The organism is Nocardioides taihuensis, assembly GCF_042657275.1.
Classification (GTDB): Bacteria; Actinomycetota; Actinomycetes; order Propionibacteriales; family Nocardioidaceae; genus Nocardioides; species Nocardioides taihuensis.
Genome location: NZ_JBHSKD010000015.1, coordinates 70,927 through 89,924, shown reverse-complemented (window position 1 = coordinate 89,924; position 18,998 = coordinate 70,927). Strand labels below are relative to the sequence as shown.

Sequence of the window (18,998 nt, the reverse complement as noted above, 5' to 3'; positions counted from 1 at the left end):
CGCGCCAGGCATTCCGGTCTCGGTGGCGGCCACGATGCGGCTGCGTTGCCGTTCGCGGGAGCGGTCGAATTCATCGGTGGCCCGAGCCGGAGCGCGTGTGTGTGACCCTCACGTCGTCGGAGTCAGATCGCTTCGATCGCGGGGAAGCGCCATCTGCCGTCGAGCACTTCGGGTCTGGGCCGGTAGAGCCGGACGGTGTAGTTCCAGCCGTCCATGACCCGCAGGCAGTTGGGGCGCCCGTCGCCGCAGCCGCCGAGGTGCACGACGACGGAGCCGTCGGGCTCGGTCGACGCGGTGAACTGGTTCACGCTGCAGCCGCCTTCGTCGCTGGCCTCGAAGAAGCCGTCGGCGTTGTAGACGGAGATGGACCAGAACGCGTCGACCGGCACGTCTCGGACGACGAGCCGGTACTCGCCGACCGGAAGACCGGGGTTGACGGTGAGGTAGTGGGCCTCGCTGTCGGGCAGCCCGCCCCAACCGATCGCGGTGCCGATGAGGTGCCGCACCGGGTCGGTGTCGCTCTTGCGGCCGAACATGCCGGTCGTGCCGTCCACGAACCGCCCCAGGTCGAGCAGGGCGGCCCGCACGCCGTCGAAGGAGGCCCGGTCGTAGTCCGGGAGGGTGAGCGGCACAGCCGAGCCCGCGGTCACGCTCAGCCCGTCCTGGACGGCGTTCGCCGCCGCCACGTCGGCGGGGTCGGCGGGGTCGGCGAGGATTCGCGCCACGAGGGCGACGTAGCGGGTGCCGTGCTCGGCCAGCTCGAGCCGGTGCTCGCCGGGGTCGTGCAGGACCCGGTTCACGTAGTGGCCGGCGTTGACGACGGCGACGGACAGGTAGCGGCCGGAGCTGTCGGGGAGGGTGACGGTGGCACCGTCGGCGAGGTCCACGACCGCGAAGCTGTACAGGGTGTCGCGGTTCATGCGGATGACGGTCTGGTGGTCCAGCGGAGTGGGCGACCGGACGTGGTGGAAGCGGTTGATGCCGCCGCCGCCGGCCATCAGGTTCGCCATCGTCCGGGCGGTCTCGGCCTGGACGAAGTTGTCGACGCTGACCGTGATCGCGGTGCTCCCGGGAGCGGTCACGTCCACGGGTCGATGTTGCCGACGCCGTCGATGAGGCCCTGGTACATGTTCGCCAGGTCGTCCGGCACGATGTTCGCCAGTCCGGTGGTGGTGATGACCAGGTCTTGGGGGAGCGTCACGGTCCGGAACCGCCACCCCTCAGGTAGCGCCAGCTTCTCACCCAGCGACGGCAGGGTCGCCTCGGTCAGGTCGTGGGCGGCGTGGTCGGTGAAGGTCTGCATGACCCAGGTGACCTCGTCGGGGGACCGCAGCAGGTGAACCGGCTTCCCGGCGACGAACTCGTACACGCTGTTGCGGTGGATCTGGGTGGGCCGGTAGGCGAGGGCGGACTGGTCCCGACCCGGGTCGAACCCGGCGGGCATGTGCATCCTGGCCACCAGGTTGAACGGCACACCACCGAACGTGGCCGGCTCACCGACCAGGTCGATCGTGAGCGCGTCCATCATCCAGAACCGGCGCGGGTTCTTCCACACCAGGTCGCACCCCTGCTCCGCAGCCAGTGCCTCGACGTCGATCGCCGCGAACTCCTCGTCCGGGCACGGCCCGCACCCGGTGGTGTTGTACACCAGCGCGTCGAACCCGTCCTCGCCTCGCGTCAACAGGAACAGCTCTCCCTGCGGATACGCGCGCATGCCGTCTACCCGGATCGCCGTCTCGGTCATGCGTGGAACGTACGACCACTCGACTCGCCCCGCACTCACCCTGCAGGGGTGAGACGCCCAGCCGACCCCGACGAGATCATCGGTTGGCACAGGGCGCCGCGCGACGCAACCGGCGCGCCTCGTGTGCGTCGCGGACGCCGACCGGCGTCCATGGTCGACCTTGGAACGGCGGTGATCAATGCCCGCGGGGAGCCCGCTGCTGTTCGCGTCGCTGCGCGGCTACCGCCGGCCGTGGCTGACCGCGGACCTGCTGGCCGGCATGTCGGTGTGGGCCGTGCTCGTGCCCGAGTCGCTGGCCTACGCGACCATCGCCGGCGTCCCTCCGGTCGTCGGCCTGTACGCCGCGGTGCCAGCGCTGGTGCTCTACGCCGCGCTCGGTTCCTCCCACCACCTGGTCGTGGCCACCATGTCCGCCACCGCCGCCCTCTCCGCGAGCATCGTCGCCGTCTACGCGAGACCGGGCTCCGGCGACTACGTCGCCATCACGGCCATGCTGGCCATCGTCACCGGCGTCCTGGGCGTCACCGCGGGCCTGTGCCGCATGGGGTTCCTCGCCTCGTTCATCTCCGAACCCGTGCTCCGCGGCTTCGTCGTCGGTCTCGCGCTGACGATCATCGCCGGCCAGCTGCCGGCGCTGTTCGGCGTGCCGAAGGAGTCCGGCGACTTCTTCGAGCAGGTCGTCGGCCTGCTGGGTCACCTCGCCGACACCAACGCGGCGACGCTCGTCGTAGGGCTCCTCAGCCTGGTGGTCGTGCTCGGTTGTCGACGCTGGCTGCCGCGGGTGCCCGGGTCGCTGGTCGCGGTCCTGCTCGGAGTCGTCGCGGTCCCGCTGCTCGACCTCGCCGACCGGGGCGTGGCGACCGTCGGCCCGATCGAGGCGGGACTGCCCACCGTCGGCGTGCCCGGCGGGTTCGGCCTCTCCGACTACCTCGGACTGGTGTCGGCGGCGGCCGGCATCCTGCTCCTCGGCTACGTCGAGGGCCTGGGCCCCGCGAAGTCGTACGCGGCCCGGGAGGGCCGCGAGATCGACGCGAACCGCGAGCTGATCGGCGTGGGCGCGGCCAACATCGGCGCCGGGCTCACCGCCGGCATGGTCGTGAACGGCACCCTGGCCAAGACCGCTGTCAACGTGAACGCCGGAGCCAAGAGCCAGATGTCCGGTCTCACCGCCGCCTCGCTCACCATCATCACCCTGCTGTTCCTCACCGGCCTGTTCGAGAACCTGCCCGAGGCCACCCTCGCCGCCATCGTGATCGCCGCCGTCATCGAGCTGGTGAACATCCCCGCCCTCGTCCGGCTCTACCGCGTCTGGACCGGGCACCTCGGCCGGATCTACGGCTGGGCGGCCCGCGCCGACTTCATCGCCGCGGTCGCCGCGCTGGGCGGCGTGCTCATCTTCGACACGCTGCCGGGCCTGGCCATCGGCATCGTCGTCTCGATCCTGTTGCTGCTCTACCGCGCGTCACGTCCCCAGGTCGCCGTCCTGGCGAGCACCGCGACCACCGACGGCCGCGACCACATCTGGGTGGACGCCGCACGCCACCCCGAGCTCCCCGTCCGCGACGACGTCCTCGTCGTCCGCGTGGAGTCCGGGCTGTTCTTCGCCAACGCCGACAACGTCCGCGCCGCCATCCGCGACCGTGTCACCCCCACCGTCTCGGCCGTCGTCCTGGACGCCTCCAGCACGCCGGCCATCGACGTCTCGGCCACGGAGATGCTGACCCAGCTCGCCGGTGACCTGCGGCGCGACGGCGTCGCCCTGCTCATCGCGAACGGGATCGGCCAGGTCCGCGACGTCCTGCGCCGCGCGGGTGCCGACCAGGACGTCCTCCAGGCCATGTACGACACCGTCGACGAGGCGGTCGCCGCGGCGCCAGCCCACCGCGAACCCGGCGCGTAGGCGCGGTCCGGCCCGGGCCATCAGCTGACAGGTGTCGGCGTGCTCCAGTGGCGGACAAGGTCGACCGGTGGCCCCGGCCTCAGGACCTGTGGTGCCCTCGTACGAGCCACGACGGTTCGTCAGCGCTGCGGCGCGGATGTCGGGCTCCGTCTCGACGACCCGGCCCGCGGGCTCGCTGATCCGGCTCGGGCCCCACCAGCCAGATGGACTGCAAAGCACGGGTGCTGATTCTGAAGCTGATGGGTGCGGACCGTGATCTCGAGTGGCAGATGGCAGGGCCTGACCTGCAGGTATGTAATCCACGAAGACCCCACAACAACGAGGTCTTCGCAGAAGCAACGCGAATTCTTCGCAGGATCGCCGGTCCCGGCGGGTCGCCCCGCCGGGAGCCAGCCCTCGTGAACGAGAGCCGCACCGACACCGTCGGTGCGGCTCTGGGGCGTGGCAGCGAGCTCGACCTCGGCCATGTGCCCGTCCCTCTGGACGTCGACTGCGACTTCTGGTCGAACCGGCTGCGGGCGCTGGATGTGCGTTCGTGGAGGTGTGGGCGCGACGGCCCCGACGTCAAGGCGTCATCATCACGCTCGCCGATGCGTTCCACGAGGCGCGATCGTCCAGCCCATGAGGACCTGATGGCCTGATGCTCTGATGCAGGGGCCCTCGACCCAGCCGCCTGACGCCGCGAAGTCGGGCGGGAAGTCGTGTGTCGGCCAGCCAGCGTGAGCCTGGACAAGCGGGGTGATGTCCAGCCTTGGGGCGCTGCAACGGTCAGGCGTCGACGACCGACCCCGCCGGCGGGTCCCAGGCCGCAAGGGAGGTCGGTGTGGACAGTCCGAATGGGCCATCCGCGGCAACCGTGAGGTCGTTGGGCTCCACCTCGTGTCCGTCCGCGCACTGGGCGACAACACGCACGGGTCGGTCGCAGCCGTGGTGCCGCACTTCCGGCGGGTACGGCGGCGGGTCGTGCTTGTTGGCCCACTGCAGCAGGGCCAGCAGGACGGGCATCAGGTCGGTGCCTGTGCCGGTGAGGACGTACTCGTGCCGTCGACGCTGTCCTGGTTCACGGTAGGCGCGTCGCTCGAGGATGCCGGCGCGCTCGAAGTCGCGCAGCCGCGCGGCCGTGGTGCGGTCGGTGAGACCGGTGCGTGCGGTGAACTCGTCGAAGCGGGTGGCGCCGTAGAACGCCTCGCGCAGCACCATGATCGCCGAGCGGGTGCCGATCACCTGGAGCGTGCGCTCCATGGGGCAGTAGCGGCCGATCGGTTCGTTGCCGCGCAGGGCGAGGGCGCCTTCGAGCGTGATGGGCACGTGGCGACTCTAACCCCGGGACTGTCCCAGTCCCGGGGTCACAGCCGAACCGCTCAGGAGCCGGTGGACGCCTGGTTGGGATGGGCGGTGGCGTGGCGTAGCGCCCAGTCGAGGGCATGGTCGGCGACGTCCTCCCACCCGGGGGCGCCGCAGGTCCAGTGGTCCCGATCCTCGAACTCGTGGAAGTCCGTGACGGCCGGGGACTTCTTGTAGTGCTTGGCGTTCGACCGGTTCACGGCCGCGGGCATGATGTGGTCCTTCCCGCCGGCGATGAACAGCAGTGGCGCCCGGTCGGCGGAGTAGTCGACCCAGGTCTCCTGGTGGCCGGGCTTGAAGTTGGCGATGAGGCCGTAGGCCCACACCCAGTTGCCGGGGGCGGCGATGGCGTAGCGGTCCCAGACCTTCTTCGACTCCTCCTCGGTGAGGGTGTTGGTGAAGGCGTAGTGGAACTCCTCGGGGCTGAAGCCGACGGCGCGGTGCCGGTTGGCGGGGTTCTTCAGCGCCGGGAACAGTGACTTGACCTGCGAGGGCGGGCTCACGTGGACACCCTCGGTGGGGGCGGAGTCGATGACGACGCCGGCCGAGCCGAGGCCGCGGGCCAGCAGGAGCTGGGTCAGGGTGCCGCCGAAGGAGTGCCCGATGATGATCGGCGGCGTCTCGACGGACTCGATCACGGCGGCGAGGTGGTCGACGGTCTCGGGCACGGTGAGGCGGGCGATCACGTCGGGGTCCTCGCGCAGGGCCTCGACCTCTATGTCGAACCCGGGGTAGGCGGGTGCGATGACGTTCAGGCCCTTGGCGGTGTAGTAGTCGACCCAGCCCTCCCAGGACCGGGGGGTCATCCAGAGTCCGTGGACCAGGACGACGGTGTCGGGTGTGGCGTGCATGGTGTCTCCTCGGTTGCAGCGGTCGTGGGTCAGGAATCGATGAAGGCGAGCAGGTCGGCGTGGAGCCGGTCGCGGTCGGTGTCGGGCAGCGCGTGGCCGCTGCTCTCGTACACGGCCAGCTGGGCACCGTCGATGAGGGCCGCCGAGCGACGGCCGCCGACCTCGATCGGCACGATCTGGTCGTCGTCGCCGTGGATGACGAGCGTCGGCACGTCGATCGCGGCGAGGTCGGGCCGGAAATCGGTGGCCGAGAACGCGGCGATGCACTCGTAGGCGGCGCGGTGGCCGCACGCCATGCCCTGCAGCCAGAAGGCGTCGCGGAAGCCCTGGGCGATGTCGCCGCGGCGGTTGTGGCCGAAGAAGGGGCCATCGGCGAGGTCGCGGTAGAGCTGGGAGCGGTTGGCCGCCTCGCCCGCCCGGAGGTCGTCGAAGACCTTTGCCGGCAGGCCCTCGGGGTTGTCGTCGGTCTGCAGCATCAGCGGGGGAACGGCGCTGACGAGCACGAGGCGCGCGACCCGAGCGCTGCCGTGACGCCCGACCTAGTGGACGATCTCCCCTCCGGCGGTGGAGTGGCCCACGAGGGTCATCCCGGTGAGGTCCAGGGCGTCCACGAGGCAGGCGAGGTCGTCGGCGTAGGTGTCCATCTCGTTGCCGTGCCAAGTCTGGCTGGAGCGGCCGTGGCCGCGGCGGTCGTGGGCGATGGCGCGGTGTCCGTGCTCGGCCAGGAAGCGTGCGGTGGCCTCCCAGGCGTCGGAGTTCAGTGGCCAGCCGTGGCTCAGCAGGACCGGTGAGCCACCGCCTCCGTAGTCGCGGTAGAAGATCTCGGCGCCGTCGTCGGCAGTCACGAAGGGCATGGGTTCCTCCTCGGTTCGGGTTGGTCCGAGGTTCCACCGGCGTGCCACGTGGGCGGACCACGTGTGCCTCGTAGTTGTCAGCCCGCCCGTGGGCGAGGGCGGGTCAGCCCAGCCTGTCGCTGAGCTGCCTGCGGGAGGAGATGCCGAGCTTCTGGAAGATCTTGCGCAGGTGGTAGTCAACGGTGTTCGGGCTGAGGAACATTGACGCGCCGATCTCAGCGTTGGTGCTGCCTTCCGCAGCGAGACGGGCCACGGTCAGCTCCTGGGCCGTGAGGTCCGCGACTCCCGCGGGCGGCCCGGAGGACGGAGCGTGCTCGCCCATGGCCTGCAGCTCGGCATCGGCCCGCCGCGCGAACCACGGGGCCCGGTTGGCCTCGAAGCTGGTGAGGGCGGCGCGCAGGTGGGTTCGGGCGTCCCGGCGACGTCGGTTCCGGCGCAGCCACTCGCCGTACACCAGGTGGCTGCGGGCCAGGTCGAGCTCGGTACCCGCGGCCTCCAGCAGATCGAGCGAACCGCGGAAGGCGCCCTCTGCCGCGTCGTCATCGGCCAGGAGGGCCTGACCGCGCAACGCGACTCCGCGGTTCCACGGCGACCCGTTCGCGTCGGCCATCCGGTGCAGCGACGCGACATGTGGTTTCGCCTCGCCCGCGCGGTCGCTGCGGCAGGCTGCCTCGACGAAGTCGGGCAGGGTCAGCGGGGTGACCTGGAGGAACGGGTCCTCCACCTGCGGCTTGAGGCGTTGGTACGCCGCGTCGTAGTGGCCCTCGGCGAGGTCGCGGACCGCCAGGGCCGCCACCCCGGAGGCCTGGACGCCGCCGAAGCCGAGCGCTCCAGCGCCCTCGGCGATGGCCTCGACCTGCGGGACAGGAGTGTCGCCCCAGGCCAGCAGGGCGACGTTGATGACGTGCTCGGCGTCGTAGCCGATGGCCCGCCGCAGCTCGCGGACCTGGTCGATGTACTCGGTGGCCCGCCGAGGGGTGCCGCCGCTGAGTTCGGCCAGCGACATGATCCACAGCGTGGTGTCCAGCAGCTGTAGCGAGCCTGCGTCGCGGGCGGCGTCCGCGGTCCGCCGCAGGCAGTCGTGGCGCGTGGTGGCGTCCCAGAGGCCAGTGGTGAGCGCGACGCTGGCGGGACCGTAGAGCAGCATCTCCTCGGGCTGAAGGTCGGCGATGGCTGCTACGGCCTCGCGCATCGCTGGGACCGCATCGGCGTACGGCAGCAGGACGTGGGCGGCGAGCCCACGGAGCACGGTGGCAGACAGGCCGCCCTTCGCCTCGGCGCCCTTGCTCATCCTGCTGCCCAGCTCCGGCAGCGTGGCCCCGCGAGCGAGCCGCTCGGCCGGCAGGGTGTACTCGAACGCCTTGATCAACGCGTGCTGTTCACGCTCGGCGTCGGCACCGTGGAAGCACTCGGCGGCCGCCAGCATCTGGGCGCCGGCCTCCATCACGGCCGGGTCGGCGAGGAACAGGGCGAGGGTCGCGCGTACCGCGATCATCCGGCCCCGGGAGATGTCGTCGACCGCGTCCTCGTCGATGTCGTCGAGCAGGGACTTCGCCAGTTGTCCCGCTCCGGCCGCCAGTGCCGCCTCAGCGGCGGCCACCAGCCGGCCGTACTTCAGCGAACCCTCGGGGGTGAGCGCCGAGGACTGCGCCAACACGCTGGCACTTGAGGTGAACCCGCCTCGGCTGCCCGCCAGATCTGCCACGCGCTCCAGCCGGGCCGCGACCCCCTCATCGGTGCCCAGCGTGGCCTTGGCCGCGTGCCAGGCCTCGAGCTCGACCAGACCGAGCGCGTCGGCCGCCGCCGCCAGCCGGGCGTGAGCGCCACGGCGCTGTCCGCCGCGCGCGGCGTTGTAGGCGGCCGACCTGACGAGGGGGTGACGGAAACGCACGTCGCGACCCAGCTCGATCAGGCCGGCGTCCTCGGCCTCGTCGCTAGCACCGTCCGGCAGGCCGAGGGCCTCGCAGGCGGTCGTGATCAGGTCGACGTTGCCGGTGGAGTCCGCGGCCGCGACCAACAACCAGGTCTGGGTGTCCGCAGCCAGCTGGCGCACCCGCCGCACGTAGAACGCCTCGAGGTGCGTCCCGATGGGGATCGGCTCGGCGGCGATGCTCGACTCGGTGAGCTGCTTGACGCTGAACTCGTTGGCGAGGTCGACCAGCGCGAGCGGATTGCCGCCGGTGGCGGCCGCGATCAGGGCCGCCGCGGCCGGATCCATGGGCTCAGGCAGGTTGGCGTCCAGGAGACGGACCGCCGCCTCCGTCTCGAGACCGGCCAGGAGCAGCGTCGGCACCCCGGCCGTGCGGGCGAGCAGCCCCTGAGTGTTGCGGCCGACCAGGGCCACGGCGACGGACTCAGCCTCGAGCCGGCGCGCGACGAAAGCGAGCACGTCGAGCGACTCCGGGTCGAGGAAGTGCGCGTCGTCGACCGCGCAGACGAGCGGGCGCCGCTCACCGGCGGCGGCCAGCATGCCCAGCACGCCCAGACCTACCAGGAACCGGTCGGGCGGGAAGCCCCCGCGGGCGCCGCTGGCCACGAGCAGCGCCTCGCGGTGCCGCTCAGGGAGCCCGTCGAGGTGGTCGTGCAACGGGATCGTCAACCGGTGCACCGCGGCGAAGGGGATCGTCGACTCCGCCTCGTAGCCATCGACGCGCAGCAGTTGCATGCCGGTGGGGTCGCCGGTCGTCGCCTCCAGCACCGTGGTCTTGCCGATGCCCGGCTCGCCGGTGATGACCACGGCGCCGCCGCGCCCGTTGCGTGCCAGACCCAACACATCGAGGACCCGACGTTGCTCGACGTCTCGACCCAGCAGGTGACCCAACCTGCCCATGTCGGCTGACTGTAGTGACCTCTAGTCAGGAACGGCAAGGGCGGACGACTACGAGGTTCACGTGGTCCGGACCCGCAACGTCGCCCCCACGATCGAGGGCAACCACCGCCCCGAGGAGGACCACATGCTCCGCATCGCCATCCACCGCATCGCCACCCAGCGCCGTGTCGTGACCTCTGCGGCACTGCTGCTCGCCGTCACCACCGGCTCCTTCGCCGCCGTCGGCGCCCAAGCCGCACCCGCCGAGCGTGCCCACCTTGCGGCCACCCGTGCCGCATCCGGCGCTGCCGCAGGCGCCGGCGGCGCGAGTGACCGGCCCACGGTCGTGCTCGTGCACGGCGCGTTCGCCGACTCCAGCGGCTGGCAGGCCGTCGCGACCCGCCTGACGAACGCCGGCTACCCGGTCCTGGCGTTCTCCAACCCGCTGCGCGGCCCGACCTACGACTCCGCGTACCTCAAGGACTTCCTCGACACCATCGAAGGACCCATCGTCCTTGTCGGCCACTCCTATGGCGGCGCCGTCATCACCAACGCCGCCACCGGCGACCCCGACGTCCGCAGCCTCGTCTACGTCGCCGCCTACGCACCCGACGAGGGCGAGAGCGTCGCCGCCGCCAACACCCTCGGCGGAGGCCACACCGACGTCACCGACCACCTCGTCGTGCGACCCTTCCCCGGCGCCAGCGACGGCGACGCCGACGCCTACATCGACCCCGTCTGGTTCCGGCGCCTGTTCTGCCAGGACCTGCCGCGCGACACCGCCCGCTTCATGGCCGCCTCCCAGCGCCCCGGCGCCCTCGCCGCCCTGCTCACGCCCTCCGGCCCGCCGGCATGGGAGGACATCCCGAGCTGGTACCTCGTCGCCTCCCAGGACCGCATCATCCCGCCCGAGGCCGAGCGCGCCATGGCCGAACGCGCCGACTCGACCACCGTCGAGATCGACAGCTCGCACGTCGCAATGATGAGCCACCCCGGCGTGGTCACCCGCCTCATCCGCCAGGCCGCCCGCGGCTGAGCCGCCCGCCCGGGCCCCGCATCCACGGGGCCCGGGCGTCCGCACCGAAGAAGGCGACGTCATGCACACGCACACCCACAGGCCACGCATCCGCGCCCGCCGTCCGCAGGCACGGTCATGACACGCCTGACGCACCTGGGCGGGCCCACCGTCCTGATCGAGCTCGACGGCTGGCGCATCCTCACCGACCCGACGTTCGACCCACCCGGCAGGACCTACGCCTTCGGTCTCGGCACCTCCTCGACGAAGGTCACCGGCCCCGCCCTCGAGGCCGCCGACCTCGGTGGCCGTCCCGACGTCGTCCTCGTCAGCCATGACCACCACGCCGACAACCTCGACGACGCCGGACGCGCGCTCCTGCCCACCGCAGCCACGGTCATCACCACCCGCGCAGGAGAACGCCGCCTCCGCGCACAGCTACCCGGGCAGGCTGACCTCCGCGGACTGCGACCCGGCCAGCGGACCAGCATGACGAGGGCCGGCCTGCGCGACCTCCAGGTCCTCGCGACCCCCTGCAGGCACGGTCCCCCACTGAGCCGGCCCGTCGCCGGACCCGTCATCGGCTTCGCGCTCACCCTCGGCGGCAGGGAGCAGGTCGCCGTCTGGATGACCGGCGACACCGTCCTGACCCGCCGCCTCCTGCACCAGGCAGACCGCCTCGAGGTCGACATCCTCCTCGCCCACCTGGGCAGCGTGCAGTTCCCGGTCACCGGTCGCCTGCGCTACTCCATGAACAGCCACGACGCTGTCCGCCTCGTGCGCCGCCTCAGGCCACGCGTCACCGTGCCGGTCCACTACGAAGGCTGGTCACACTTCGCCGAGCCCGAGGCTCATCTTCGGACGGTCTTCGACAGCGCACCGTCCGGGGTGGGCGAGACTCTGCGGTGGCTCCAGATCGGGCACACCCAGGACCTCTGACCCGCAGACTCAGCCACCGCCCGGCCCATCAAGCTCTCGGTTGCCCCCACGCGTGGGTGCAGATCCTGCGCCCCATGGGTGCTGGAGGTGGGATGGCTTCGTGGATTGGCACGTCTGACCTGCTGCTTCGAGGATCTGCGAACACCCCACAACACGAGGTCTTCGCAGAAGCAACGCGAACTCTTCGCAGGATCGCCGGTCCCGGTGGATCGCCCCGCCGGGAGCCAGCCCTCGTGAACGTCTCTCGGTGGTTGAGGAGGCGCGCCAGCGCCGTGCGCGCAGCGTTGTCCCGGTGGTCGCCGTGACCGCATGCGCTTGGCCGCTTTCGCGACCGCCCCGCTGGGCGTTCCCTGCACCGTCGCGGGGATGGCACGTGGTCGTCTTGACCAGGAGCCATTCAATCAGCACACTTTGACTCAATGGACACTGAGGAATCGGACGACTGGGAGGCGCGGGCGCGCGTACACGCCGCCCTGGCCGACCCGGCCCGCCTGCGCGTCGTGGACCACCTCGCCCTGGGGGACGCCTCTGCCAGTGAGCTCCAGGCGCTGCTCGCCATGCCGTCGAACCTGCTGGCCCACCACCTCGGTGTCCTGGAGCGGGCCGGCCTGCTCACCCGGCGCCGGTCGGAGGCCGACCGGCGCCGCAGCTACTGGCGCCTGGTGCCCGGACCGCTCGACACGCTCGCGCCGAACCGCCCGCGACCGACGCCGCGCGTCGTGTTCGTGTGCACGGCCAACTCCGCCCGCTCGCAGCTCGCCGCCGCGCTGTGGCACCGGGTCAGCGACGTCCCGGCGACCTCGGCCGGGACCCACCCGGCCGTCGGCGTGGCGCCCGGCGCGGTCCGTACCGCGGCCGAGCACGGGCTCGACCTCACCGCCAGCACGCCCCAGCTCCTGGCCGACGTGCTCGCCGTCGACGACCTCGTCATCGCCGTGTGCGACAACGCCCACGAGACCCTCACCGCCACACCCGGGCCCGGCGCCGGGACGGGTGCTGGCCACCTGCACTGGTCGGTGCCCGACCCCGTCCGCGCCGGCCGGGCCGCCGCCTTCGACGGCGCCTACGACGAGCTCGCCGAGCGCGTCACCCGCCTCGCCCCCCACATCACCACCGCCCCGACATCGACTGCTTCGTGAGGACCCGTCATGGACACCACCGCAGACTCCGCGCCACCGCCGGCTGATCTCGACATCTCCCTGGACCAGCAGGTCGCCTTGAGGTCCGCGGCCGGCCGGCTGGCCGACGAGTTCACCGGCACCTTCAACGCCGCCACCATCGAGCGGTTCCTGGCCTCCTCCTACGACGAGTTCGCCGACCGCGCCACCATCGCCAATTTCCTGCCCCTGCTCGGCGAGCTCGGCATCAACCCGGACCAACCAGCAACCACCGCGACCCCCACGTACGCCGGCGCAGCGCCGGCGGCAGGAGACCGCCGGTGAGCCGTACCGTGGCCCCCGACCTGACCCGCCGGCTCGTCGCAGAGTTCCTCGGCACCGCACTATTGGTGACCGTCGTGGTCGGCTCCGGCATCGCCGCCCAACGCCTCTCCGCCGGCGACGTCGGCCTGCAGCTGCTGGAGAACTCCACCGCCACCTTCCTCGGCCTGACCGTGCTCATCCTGATGCTCGGCCCGGTATCCGGAGCCCACTTCAACCCGGTCGTCTCCGCAGCGGACTGGCTGCTCGGCAGGCGCAACGGCACCGGCCTGCCGGCCCGCGAGGTCCTCGCCTACACCGGCGCCCAGGTCGCGGGCGCCATCGCCGGAGCCGAGCTGGCCAACCTCATGTACGACGTCCCCGTCACCCAGCTCTCCACCACCGACCGCACCGGCACCGGGCTGCTGCTCGGCGAGGTCGTGGCCACTACCGGCCTGATCGTCCTCATCTTCGCCCTGGTCCGCACCGGCCGCGGGATCCTCGCCGCCCCCGCAGTCGGCGCCTACATCGGCGCCGCGTACTGGTTCACCTCCAGCACCTCCTTCGCCAACCCCGCCGTCACCGTCGGCCGCGTGTTCACCGACACCTTCGCCGGCATCGCACCCGCCTCGGTCCCCGGCTTCGTCGCCGCCCAGATCGTCGGCTGCACGGTCGCCGTCGTCTTGGTCCCCTATCTGTTCCCGGGTGCCGGTGAGTACGCCGATGACGTCGTCGTCCCTCACGCCATCGACGCCGCCCAGAAGCCCGAGGCCAACCGAGGTGAGCCTGTCCGCGCCGCCGAAGCCCGGACGACCCACCTGACCGACCACATCGACGAAGCCGACCACGCTGGAGGAACCGCACCGTGACCACCACCACGCACACCCCGCAGGTCGTCTTCGCCTGCATCCGCAACGGCGGCCGCTCCGTCATCTCCCGGATGCTCACCGAGAACTACGCCGGGGGCCGGGTCATCGCGCTCTCGGCCGGCACCCAGCCCGGGGAGCACATCCACGCCGAGGTCGCCGAGGTCCTGGAGAAGCTCGGCCTGGACACCTCACGCGAGCACCCGAAGCTGCTGACCCGCGAGACCGTCGCCGCCAGCGACCTCGCCATCACCCTCGGGTGCGGCGAGGAGTGCCCCTACGTGCCCGGCGTGAGGTACGTCGACTGGCCCGTCGACGACCCCGGCGGCCAGGACGAGGCAACGGTGCGGCGCATCGTCGCCGACATCGACACCCGCGTCCGCGACCTCCTGACCGAGCTCGTCCCCGACATCGACCTGCCACCCTCGGTCCTCGACGACTGACTCCTTCCGACCCTGGCAGCTCCCGGTCCCGGCGACCGTCAGGACCCGACCGGATCGAGGTCGTGGGCGAGCCGGTGCAGCTGCTCCTGGCCCACGGGTTCGGTCGCGAACAGGGGCAGCACGACCATCCGCGAGGCGAGCTCGCGTACACGGTCGAGCTGCGGTTCTTCGTCATGTGCCCGGCGTCGCAGCAGCGGCGAGGAGGGTCGGGCTGCGGCGAGGGAGCTGTTGACCACCCAGCCCCACGGCTCGATGCCGGCCCGCCGCAGGTCCTCCTGCAGCTCGGCCGCCTCGCTGACCGGTGTCTGCTCGGGCAAGGTCACCACCACGGCACGGGTGAGCTCGGGGTCCTGCAGCATCATCAGCGGGGTCCGGTAGCGGGTGCTGCCCTCCCCGAACATGCGCACCACGTCTCGGTGGTAGGACCCGGTCGCGTCCAGCAGCAGCAGCGTGTGTCCCGTCGGGGCGGTGTCGAGCACGACGAAGCCTCGTCGTGCGTCACGCACCACGCGGGCGAACTCGTTGAACACCGCCACCTCGTCGTTGCAGGGCGAGCGCAGGTCCTCGGCCAGCGCGGCGCGCTCCTCCTCCGAGGCGTCCTTGCCGCGGGTGGCCATGGCGTGCTCCCGGTAGGCCGCGACCGCCGCGTCCGGGTCGATGCGGCTGACGGTCAGGCCCGGCACCGCACCAGGCAGCACGTCGGTGAGGTGGGCGGCAGGATCGGTGGTGCTCAGGTGGACCGCGTGCCCTCGTTCGGCCAACGCGACGGCGACGGCCGCGGCCACCGTGGTCTTGCCGACCCCGCCCTTGCCCATGCACAGCACCAGGCCGTGCCCGGCCGCCTCGAGGTCATCGACCAACCCGCCCAGGCCGCCCGGATGGAGGGGCACCTGGGCGGGGGCTCCGCCCGGCGCCGCGTCGAAGGCCACGGCGTCCGAGGGGGCCGCCGCGTCGTCGGCCGTCGGCAGCAGGGCGCGGAGCCGGTCGACGCCGATGGGTGCCGGCACGACCAGCGGGACCTGGTCACGCACCAGAGCGGCGATCTCCGCCGGCACGGCGGCCAGGGCGGCTTCCTGACGGTCCTCCAGCGCCCGGTACAGCGGATCCAGCTCGTCCTCCCGGCTCGCGGGCAGGAGTCCGTTGAGGACCAGGTGAGTGACGGCGATGTCGGATTCGGCGAGCTCCCGGGTGCTGCGCGCGGCCTCCGCCAGCGAGGTCGCGTCGGCGCGGCTCACCAGCACCACCCGCGTGCGCGTCGGGTCGCGCAGGGCGACGACGGCGGCTGCGTAGGCGGCTCGGTTCTTCTCCAGACCGGCGAGCGGGCCGAGGCAGGACGCGTCCCCCGTGCCGGTGGCCAGGTAGGACGACCAGGCGCCGGGGAGCTGCAGGAGGCGCAAGGTGTGCCCCGTCGGAGCGGTGTCGAACACGACGTGGTCGAACTGCTGGCCGACCTCCGGATGGGAGAGGTAGGTGGTGAACTCGTCGAAGGCCGCGACCTCGGTGGTGCACGAGCCGGAGAGCCGCTCGCGTGCGGCCGAGATCTCCTCCTCGGGCAGTCTGCCGGCCAAGGGGTTCAGGATCCTGTCGCGGTAGGCGGCGGCGGCCTGCTCGGGGTCGATCTCGATCGAGGTCAGGCTCGGGACGCCGGCAACCGGTGTGAGCTGGTGGCCGATCGGGGTCTGCAGCACCTCGGCGAGGTTCGAGGCCGGGTCGGTGCTGACCAGCAGCACGCGGCGACCCGGCTGCTCCGCCAAGCGCACCGCGGCTGCGCAGGCGAGTGAGGTCTTCCCGACGCCGCCCTTGCCGGTGAAGAACAGGAAGCGCGGCGGATCCGTCACGAACTGCAGCACGGCCTGACCTCCTCGTCGTGCGGCGTCGCACGCCCCCGCTGCAGCGCCCGACTCCGCGACCAGTATATCGACAGATGTCGATGTAGCAGGCCGGGCGCCAGGTGTCTGTGCGGTCACAGGCACACCGCCCTGCCAGCGCCGGCATCCGTCCGGGGCCTTCGCGATCCGCAGCAGGGTCGTTCGCCCCTAGGAAGGTGGACGAACCAGTGACACGTTCGAGAAGTGGCCACACCACGGCTGGTACGGACGACGAGCGCGCTCGTCGTTGCGGTCGAGCGCTGCATCGCGCTGCTTCTTCCGGGTGACCGGGCATCCCGGGGTGGCAGCCGAGGCTACGCCTCGTCATCACTCGCGTAGCGATCCAGGCGCCGGCCCCGGGCCCTCCCGTGTCGGTGCCGCGGACAAGGAGGGCGGGCATGTCGGAAGACGCACGGGAACCAGTCGTCGTGGTGGGAGTTGACGGCTCTGAGTCGAGCAAGCACGCGCTGCGCTGGGCCGCCCGTCAGGCGGAGCTGAGCCGGGCACGGCTCGTCGCGATCACGGCGTGGCACCTGCCCGAGATCTACGGCTACGTCCCCCGGGACCACGCCCACGATGCCGAGACGATGCTTCGTGGTGTCGTGGAGGAGGTCCTCGGCGCGTCACCCCCGGTCCCCCTGGAGCCGCGGGTCGTCGAAGGCCGCCCAGCCGCAGTGCTCATCGAGGCGTCCCGGAACGCTGACCTGATCGTGCTCGGCACCCGGGGCCACGGTGGGTTCGAAGGAATGCTGCTCGGCTCCGTGAGCCAGCACTGCGTCCATCACGCCGTCTGCCCGGTGGTGGTGGTCCCGTCGGGCACGTCCTGATCCGGAAGGACGAGGAAGATGAGCCTCTCTCACGAGCCCGCCGGCACGACCCCGGAGGAACGGCCGGTCGTCAGCCGACTCTCGAGGACGGACCGGCTGCTGCCGGTCTGGATCGGCGCGGCGATGGTGGCCGGTCTCCTCCTCGGGCGGTGGGTCCCCGCGCTCAACGACGCCCTCGACGCGGTCAAGATCGGTGAGACCTCGCTGCCGATCGCGCTGGGGCTGCTGCTGATGATGTACCCGGTGCTCGCCAAGGTGCGCTACGACGAGACGAGGCACATCACCGCCGACAAGCGGATGATGGCCGCGTCCCTGACCCTGAACTGGGTCGTCGGACCCGCGGTGATGTTCACCCTTGCGTGGATCTTCCTCGCCGACCAGCCCGAGTACCGCACCGGCGTCATCCTCGTCGGGCTGGCACGGTGCATCGCCATGGTGCTGATCTGGAACGACCTGGCCTGCGGCGACCGCGAGATGGCCGCCGTGCTGGTCGCCCTGAACGCCGTCTTCCAGGTCCTCGCCTACGCCGCCCTGGCGGTCTTCTACCTCGACATCCTTCCCGGATGGCTCGGTCTGGACACCGAGACGGTGACCGTGTCGATGTGGGACATCGGCAAGACCGTCCTCATCTTCCTCGGCATCCCGCTCGCCGCCGGGTTCCTCACCCGGACCTTGGGCGAGCGTGCCCGCGGCCGCGAGTGGTACGAGGAGACGTTCCTCCCACGCATCTCCCCGATCGCGCTGTACGGCCTGCTCTTCACCGTCGTCGTGCTCTTCGCGCTGCAGGGCGAGACCATCACCAGCGAACCGCTGACGGTCGCCAGCATCGCCCTTCCCCTGTTCGCGTACTTCCTCATCATGTGGTTCGGCGGACTGGCCATCGCCCGCTGGCTCCGGCTGACCTACCCGCGGACCTCCGCGCTGACGTTCTCTGCGGCGAGCAACGACTTCGAGCTGGCCATCGCCGTCGCGATCGGCGTCTTCGGCGTCACCAGTGGACAAGCCCTCGCCGGCGTTGTCGGCCCCCTGATCGAGGTCCCGGTACTCGTCGGCCTGGTCTACGTCGCCCTCAGGCTGCGGGACCGCCTTGCATGGCCGCCCGAGCAGCCCCGATCCCGCCGCGGCTCTTGACCTTGGAGTCGACTCCAAGGTCTACGGTCGCCACATGACCACCTCGACAGGGCGACGCGGACTGCGTGTGGCGGAACTCGCGGCGGCGACGGGTGTGCGCCCGGACACCGTGCGCTACTACGAGAAGGCGGCGCTGCTGCCGCCCCCGGACCGGACGCTGACCGGCTACCGGGAGTACGACCAGACCGCCGTCGACCGACTGCACTTCATCCGTGGAGCCCAGCGGCTCGGGCTGACCCTGGCCGACATCCGCGACCTTCTTGCCATCCGGGACACGGGCGAATGCCCGTGTGAACCCGCCGAGCAGCTGCTGTCTCGCCGCATCGACGAGGTCGACGCGGAGATCTCCCGGCTCACCGCCCTCCGAACCGAGATGGCCGCCATGCGTGACGCTCTTCCCGACGACAGCTGCCCCCCGCCCGCCCCGGGAACCTGGTGCCCACCCGATGAGGGGAGGTGATGACCGTGACCTTCCACCTGATCTCTGCCGACTGCTGCGACGACCCGACGTGCCCGCCGAACGAGTGCGGCTGCGGCTGCTGAGCCACCAGGAGGACCGGAGCCACAAGGCCCGGTCCTCCTTTCGCCGGCCGCCCACACCGCAGGACCGTGGAAGAGCCTCCGTCGCGTCGACCACCGGGCGGCGGGGGTGCTGATTCTTGCCGCCATGGGTGCCGCACGTACGTCCAGCAAGAGGTGGACTCCCAGGCCGGCCAGCCGTGCACGACCTGCGGCCGGCCCCGACGTACGCGACTCGGCAAGAGCGTACGTCTGGCCACCGATTGCCTCAGGCCTGAGCCACTCGACGGCACCACACCTCAATCGCATGGAGCCTGGGTGACGAGTTCACCGAGCGCGCACGTCGCGGGGTGATGGCTGGCGTGGATTCGCACCCGTCCTTGCTCGTGAGCTGTCTTCAGCCGGACGCCACGAGTCACGCTTGGTTGCTCCAGCCAGGGAGCGTACGCCGCACCGCGGAGGTGAGCAGT

17 protein-coding genes and 1 pseudogene are annotated in these 18,998 nt (G+C 71.5%); 11 read left to right on the top strand and 7 right to left on the bottom strand.

Annotated elements, in window-relative coordinates:
- Positions 1-122: 122 nt before the first annotated feature.
- Both ACFPGP_RS13695 and ACFPGP_RS13690 read right to left on the bottom strand, forming a co-directional pair.
- Positions 123-1,088: a DUF1254 domain-containing protein gene (locus ACFPGP_RS13695; RefSeq protein ID WP_378590991.1), complete on the bottom strand. Its 966-nt coding sequence runs from the start codon at positions 1,086-1,088 to the stop codon at positions 123-125.
- Positions 1,079-1,744 (bottom strand): hypothetical protein, encoded by a 666-nt coding sequence (locus ACFPGP_RS13690; protein WP_378590990.1) that lies wholly within the window; start codon positions 1,742-1,744, stop codon positions 1,079-1,081. The genes ACFPGP_RS13695 and ACFPGP_RS13690 overlap by 10 nt, the downstream gene beginning before the upstream one ends.
- 178 nt (positions 1,745-1,922) lie before the next feature.
- On the opposite strand from ACFPGP_RS13690, the gene ACFPGP_RS13685 reads away from it, so the two are divergent.
- Together ACFPGP_RS13685 and ACFPGP_RS13680 are read left to right on the top strand one after the other, a co-directional pair.
- Positions 1,923-3,644: a SulP family inorganic anion transporter gene (locus tag ACFPGP_RS13685; RefSeq protein WP_378590988.1), complete on the top strand. Its 1,722-nt coding sequence runs from the start codon at positions 1,923-1,925 to the stop codon at positions 3,642-3,644.
- A 221-nt stretch (positions 3,645-3,865) separates the two neighbouring features.
- Positions 3,866-4,285, top strand: a complete 420-nt coding sequence (locus tag ACFPGP_RS13680) for a hypothetical protein (protein WP_378590987.1) — start codon at positions 3,866-3,868, stop codon at positions 4,283-4,285.
- A gap of 127 nt (positions 4,286-4,412) precedes the next feature.
- Here the strand turns inward: ACFPGP_RS13680 and ACFPGP_RS13675 are convergent, their stop codons facing one another.
- From ACFPGP_RS13675 to ACFPGP_RS13660, 4 genes and pseudogenes are all read right to left on the bottom strand, one after another.
- On the bottom strand, positions 4,413-4,952 hold the full coding sequence (locus tag ACFPGP_RS13675; protein ID WP_378590986.1) for a winged helix-turn-helix transcriptional regulator: 540 nt from the start codon (positions 4,950-4,952) through the stop codon (positions 4,413-4,415).
- Positions 4,953-5,005: 53 nt separating this feature from the next.
- Positions 5,006-5,839: an alpha/beta hydrolase gene (locus tag ACFPGP_RS13670; RefSeq protein ID WP_378590984.1), complete on the bottom strand. Its 834-nt coding sequence runs from the start codon at positions 5,837-5,839 to the stop codon at positions 5,006-5,008.
- 29 nt (positions 5,840-5,868) lie between these two features.
- Positions 5,869-6,693, bottom strand: a pseudogene (locus ACFPGP_RS13665) (alpha/beta fold hydrolase).
- A gap of 103 nt (positions 6,694-6,796) precedes the next feature.
- Positions 6,797-9,523 carry a helix-turn-helix transcriptional regulator gene (locus ACFPGP_RS13660; protein ID WP_378590982.1) on the bottom strand — a complete coding sequence of 909 codons (2,727 nt, stop codon included), beginning with the start codon at positions 9,521-9,523 and terminating at the stop codon, positions 6,797-6,799.
- A 61-nt stretch (positions 9,524-9,584) separates the two neighbouring features.
- Here ACFPGP_RS13660 and ACFPGP_RS13655 point away from each other — a divergent pair, with 61 nt between their 5' ends.
- The 6 genes from ACFPGP_RS13655 (at position 9,585) to ACFPGP_RS13630 (ending at position 14,183) form a co-directional block, all read left to right on the top strand.
- Positions 9,585-10,538, top strand: coding sequence for an alpha/beta fold hydrolase (locus tag ACFPGP_RS13655; protein ID WP_378590980.1), 954 nt, complete (start codon positions 9,585-9,587; stop codon positions 10,536-10,538).
- A 117-nt stretch (positions 10,539-10,655) separates the two neighbouring features.
- Complete coding sequence (locus tag ACFPGP_RS13650) at positions 10,656-11,456, top strand: MBL fold metallo-hydrolase (RefSeq protein ID WP_378590978.1); 801 nt, start codon at positions 10,656-10,658, stop codon at positions 11,454-11,456.
- A gap of 419 nt (positions 11,457-11,875) precedes the next feature.
- A complete protein-coding gene (locus ACFPGP_RS13645) occupies positions 11,876-12,595 on the top strand; it encodes an arsenate reductase/protein-tyrosine-phosphatase family protein (RefSeq protein ID WP_378590976.1) in 720 nt (239 codons plus the stop codon).
- Between the two features lie 9 nt (positions 12,596-12,604).
- Positions 12,605-12,898 (top strand): three-helix bundle dimerization domain-containing protein, encoded by a 294-nt coding sequence (locus tag ACFPGP_RS13640; protein ID WP_378590974.1) that lies wholly within the window; start codon positions 12,605-12,607, stop codon positions 12,896-12,898.
- Positions 12,895-13,743 (top strand): aquaporin, encoded by an 849-nt coding sequence (locus tag ACFPGP_RS13635; RefSeq protein ID WP_378590972.1) that lies wholly within the window; start codon positions 12,895-12,897, stop codon positions 13,741-13,743. Before ACFPGP_RS13640 ends, ACFPGP_RS13635 begins: the two co-directional genes overlap by 4 nt.
- Positions 13,740-14,183 carry an arsenate-mycothiol transferase ArsC gene (locus ACFPGP_RS13630; RefSeq protein ID WP_378590970.1) on the top strand — a complete coding sequence of 148 codons (444 nt, stop codon included), beginning with the start codon at positions 13,740-13,742 and terminating at the stop codon, positions 14,181-14,183. Before ACFPGP_RS13635 ends, ACFPGP_RS13630 begins: the two co-directional genes overlap by 4 nt.
- Before the next feature lie 38 nt (positions 14,184-14,221).
- Here the strand turns inward: ACFPGP_RS13630 and arsA are convergent, their stop codons facing one another.
- Complete coding sequence (gene arsA, locus ACFPGP_RS13625; RefSeq protein WP_465263264.1) at positions 14,222-16,033, bottom strand: arsenical pump-driving ATPase; 1,812 nt, start codon at positions 16,031-16,033, stop codon at positions 14,222-14,224.
- Between the two features lie 416 nt (positions 16,034-16,449).
- Between arsA and ACFPGP_RS13620 the strand changes: the two genes are divergently transcribed.
- The 3 genes from ACFPGP_RS13620 to ACFPGP_RS13610 are packed head-to-tail and all read left to right on the top strand — an operon-like array spanning position 16,450 to position 18,469.
- The gene (locus tag ACFPGP_RS13620; protein WP_378590968.1) at positions 16,450-16,878 is read left to right on the top strand and encodes a universal stress protein; all 429 of its coding nucleotides are present in this window, start codon (positions 16,450-16,452) and stop codon (positions 16,876-16,878) included.
- 18 nt (positions 16,879-16,896) lie between these two features.
- Positions 16,897-18,009 carry an ACR3 family arsenite efflux transporter gene (arsB, locus tag ACFPGP_RS13615; protein ID WP_378590966.1) on the top strand — a complete coding sequence of 371 codons (1,113 nt, stop codon included), beginning with the start codon at positions 16,897-16,899 and terminating at the stop codon, positions 18,007-18,009.
- Between the two features lie 34 nt (positions 18,010-18,043).
- Entirely contained in the window at positions 18,044-18,469 is a 426-nt protein-coding gene (locus tag ACFPGP_RS13610) for a heavy metal-responsive transcriptional regulator (RefSeq protein ID WP_378590964.1), read from the top strand.
- The last annotated feature ends 529 nt before the right edge of the window (positions 18,470-18,998 follow it).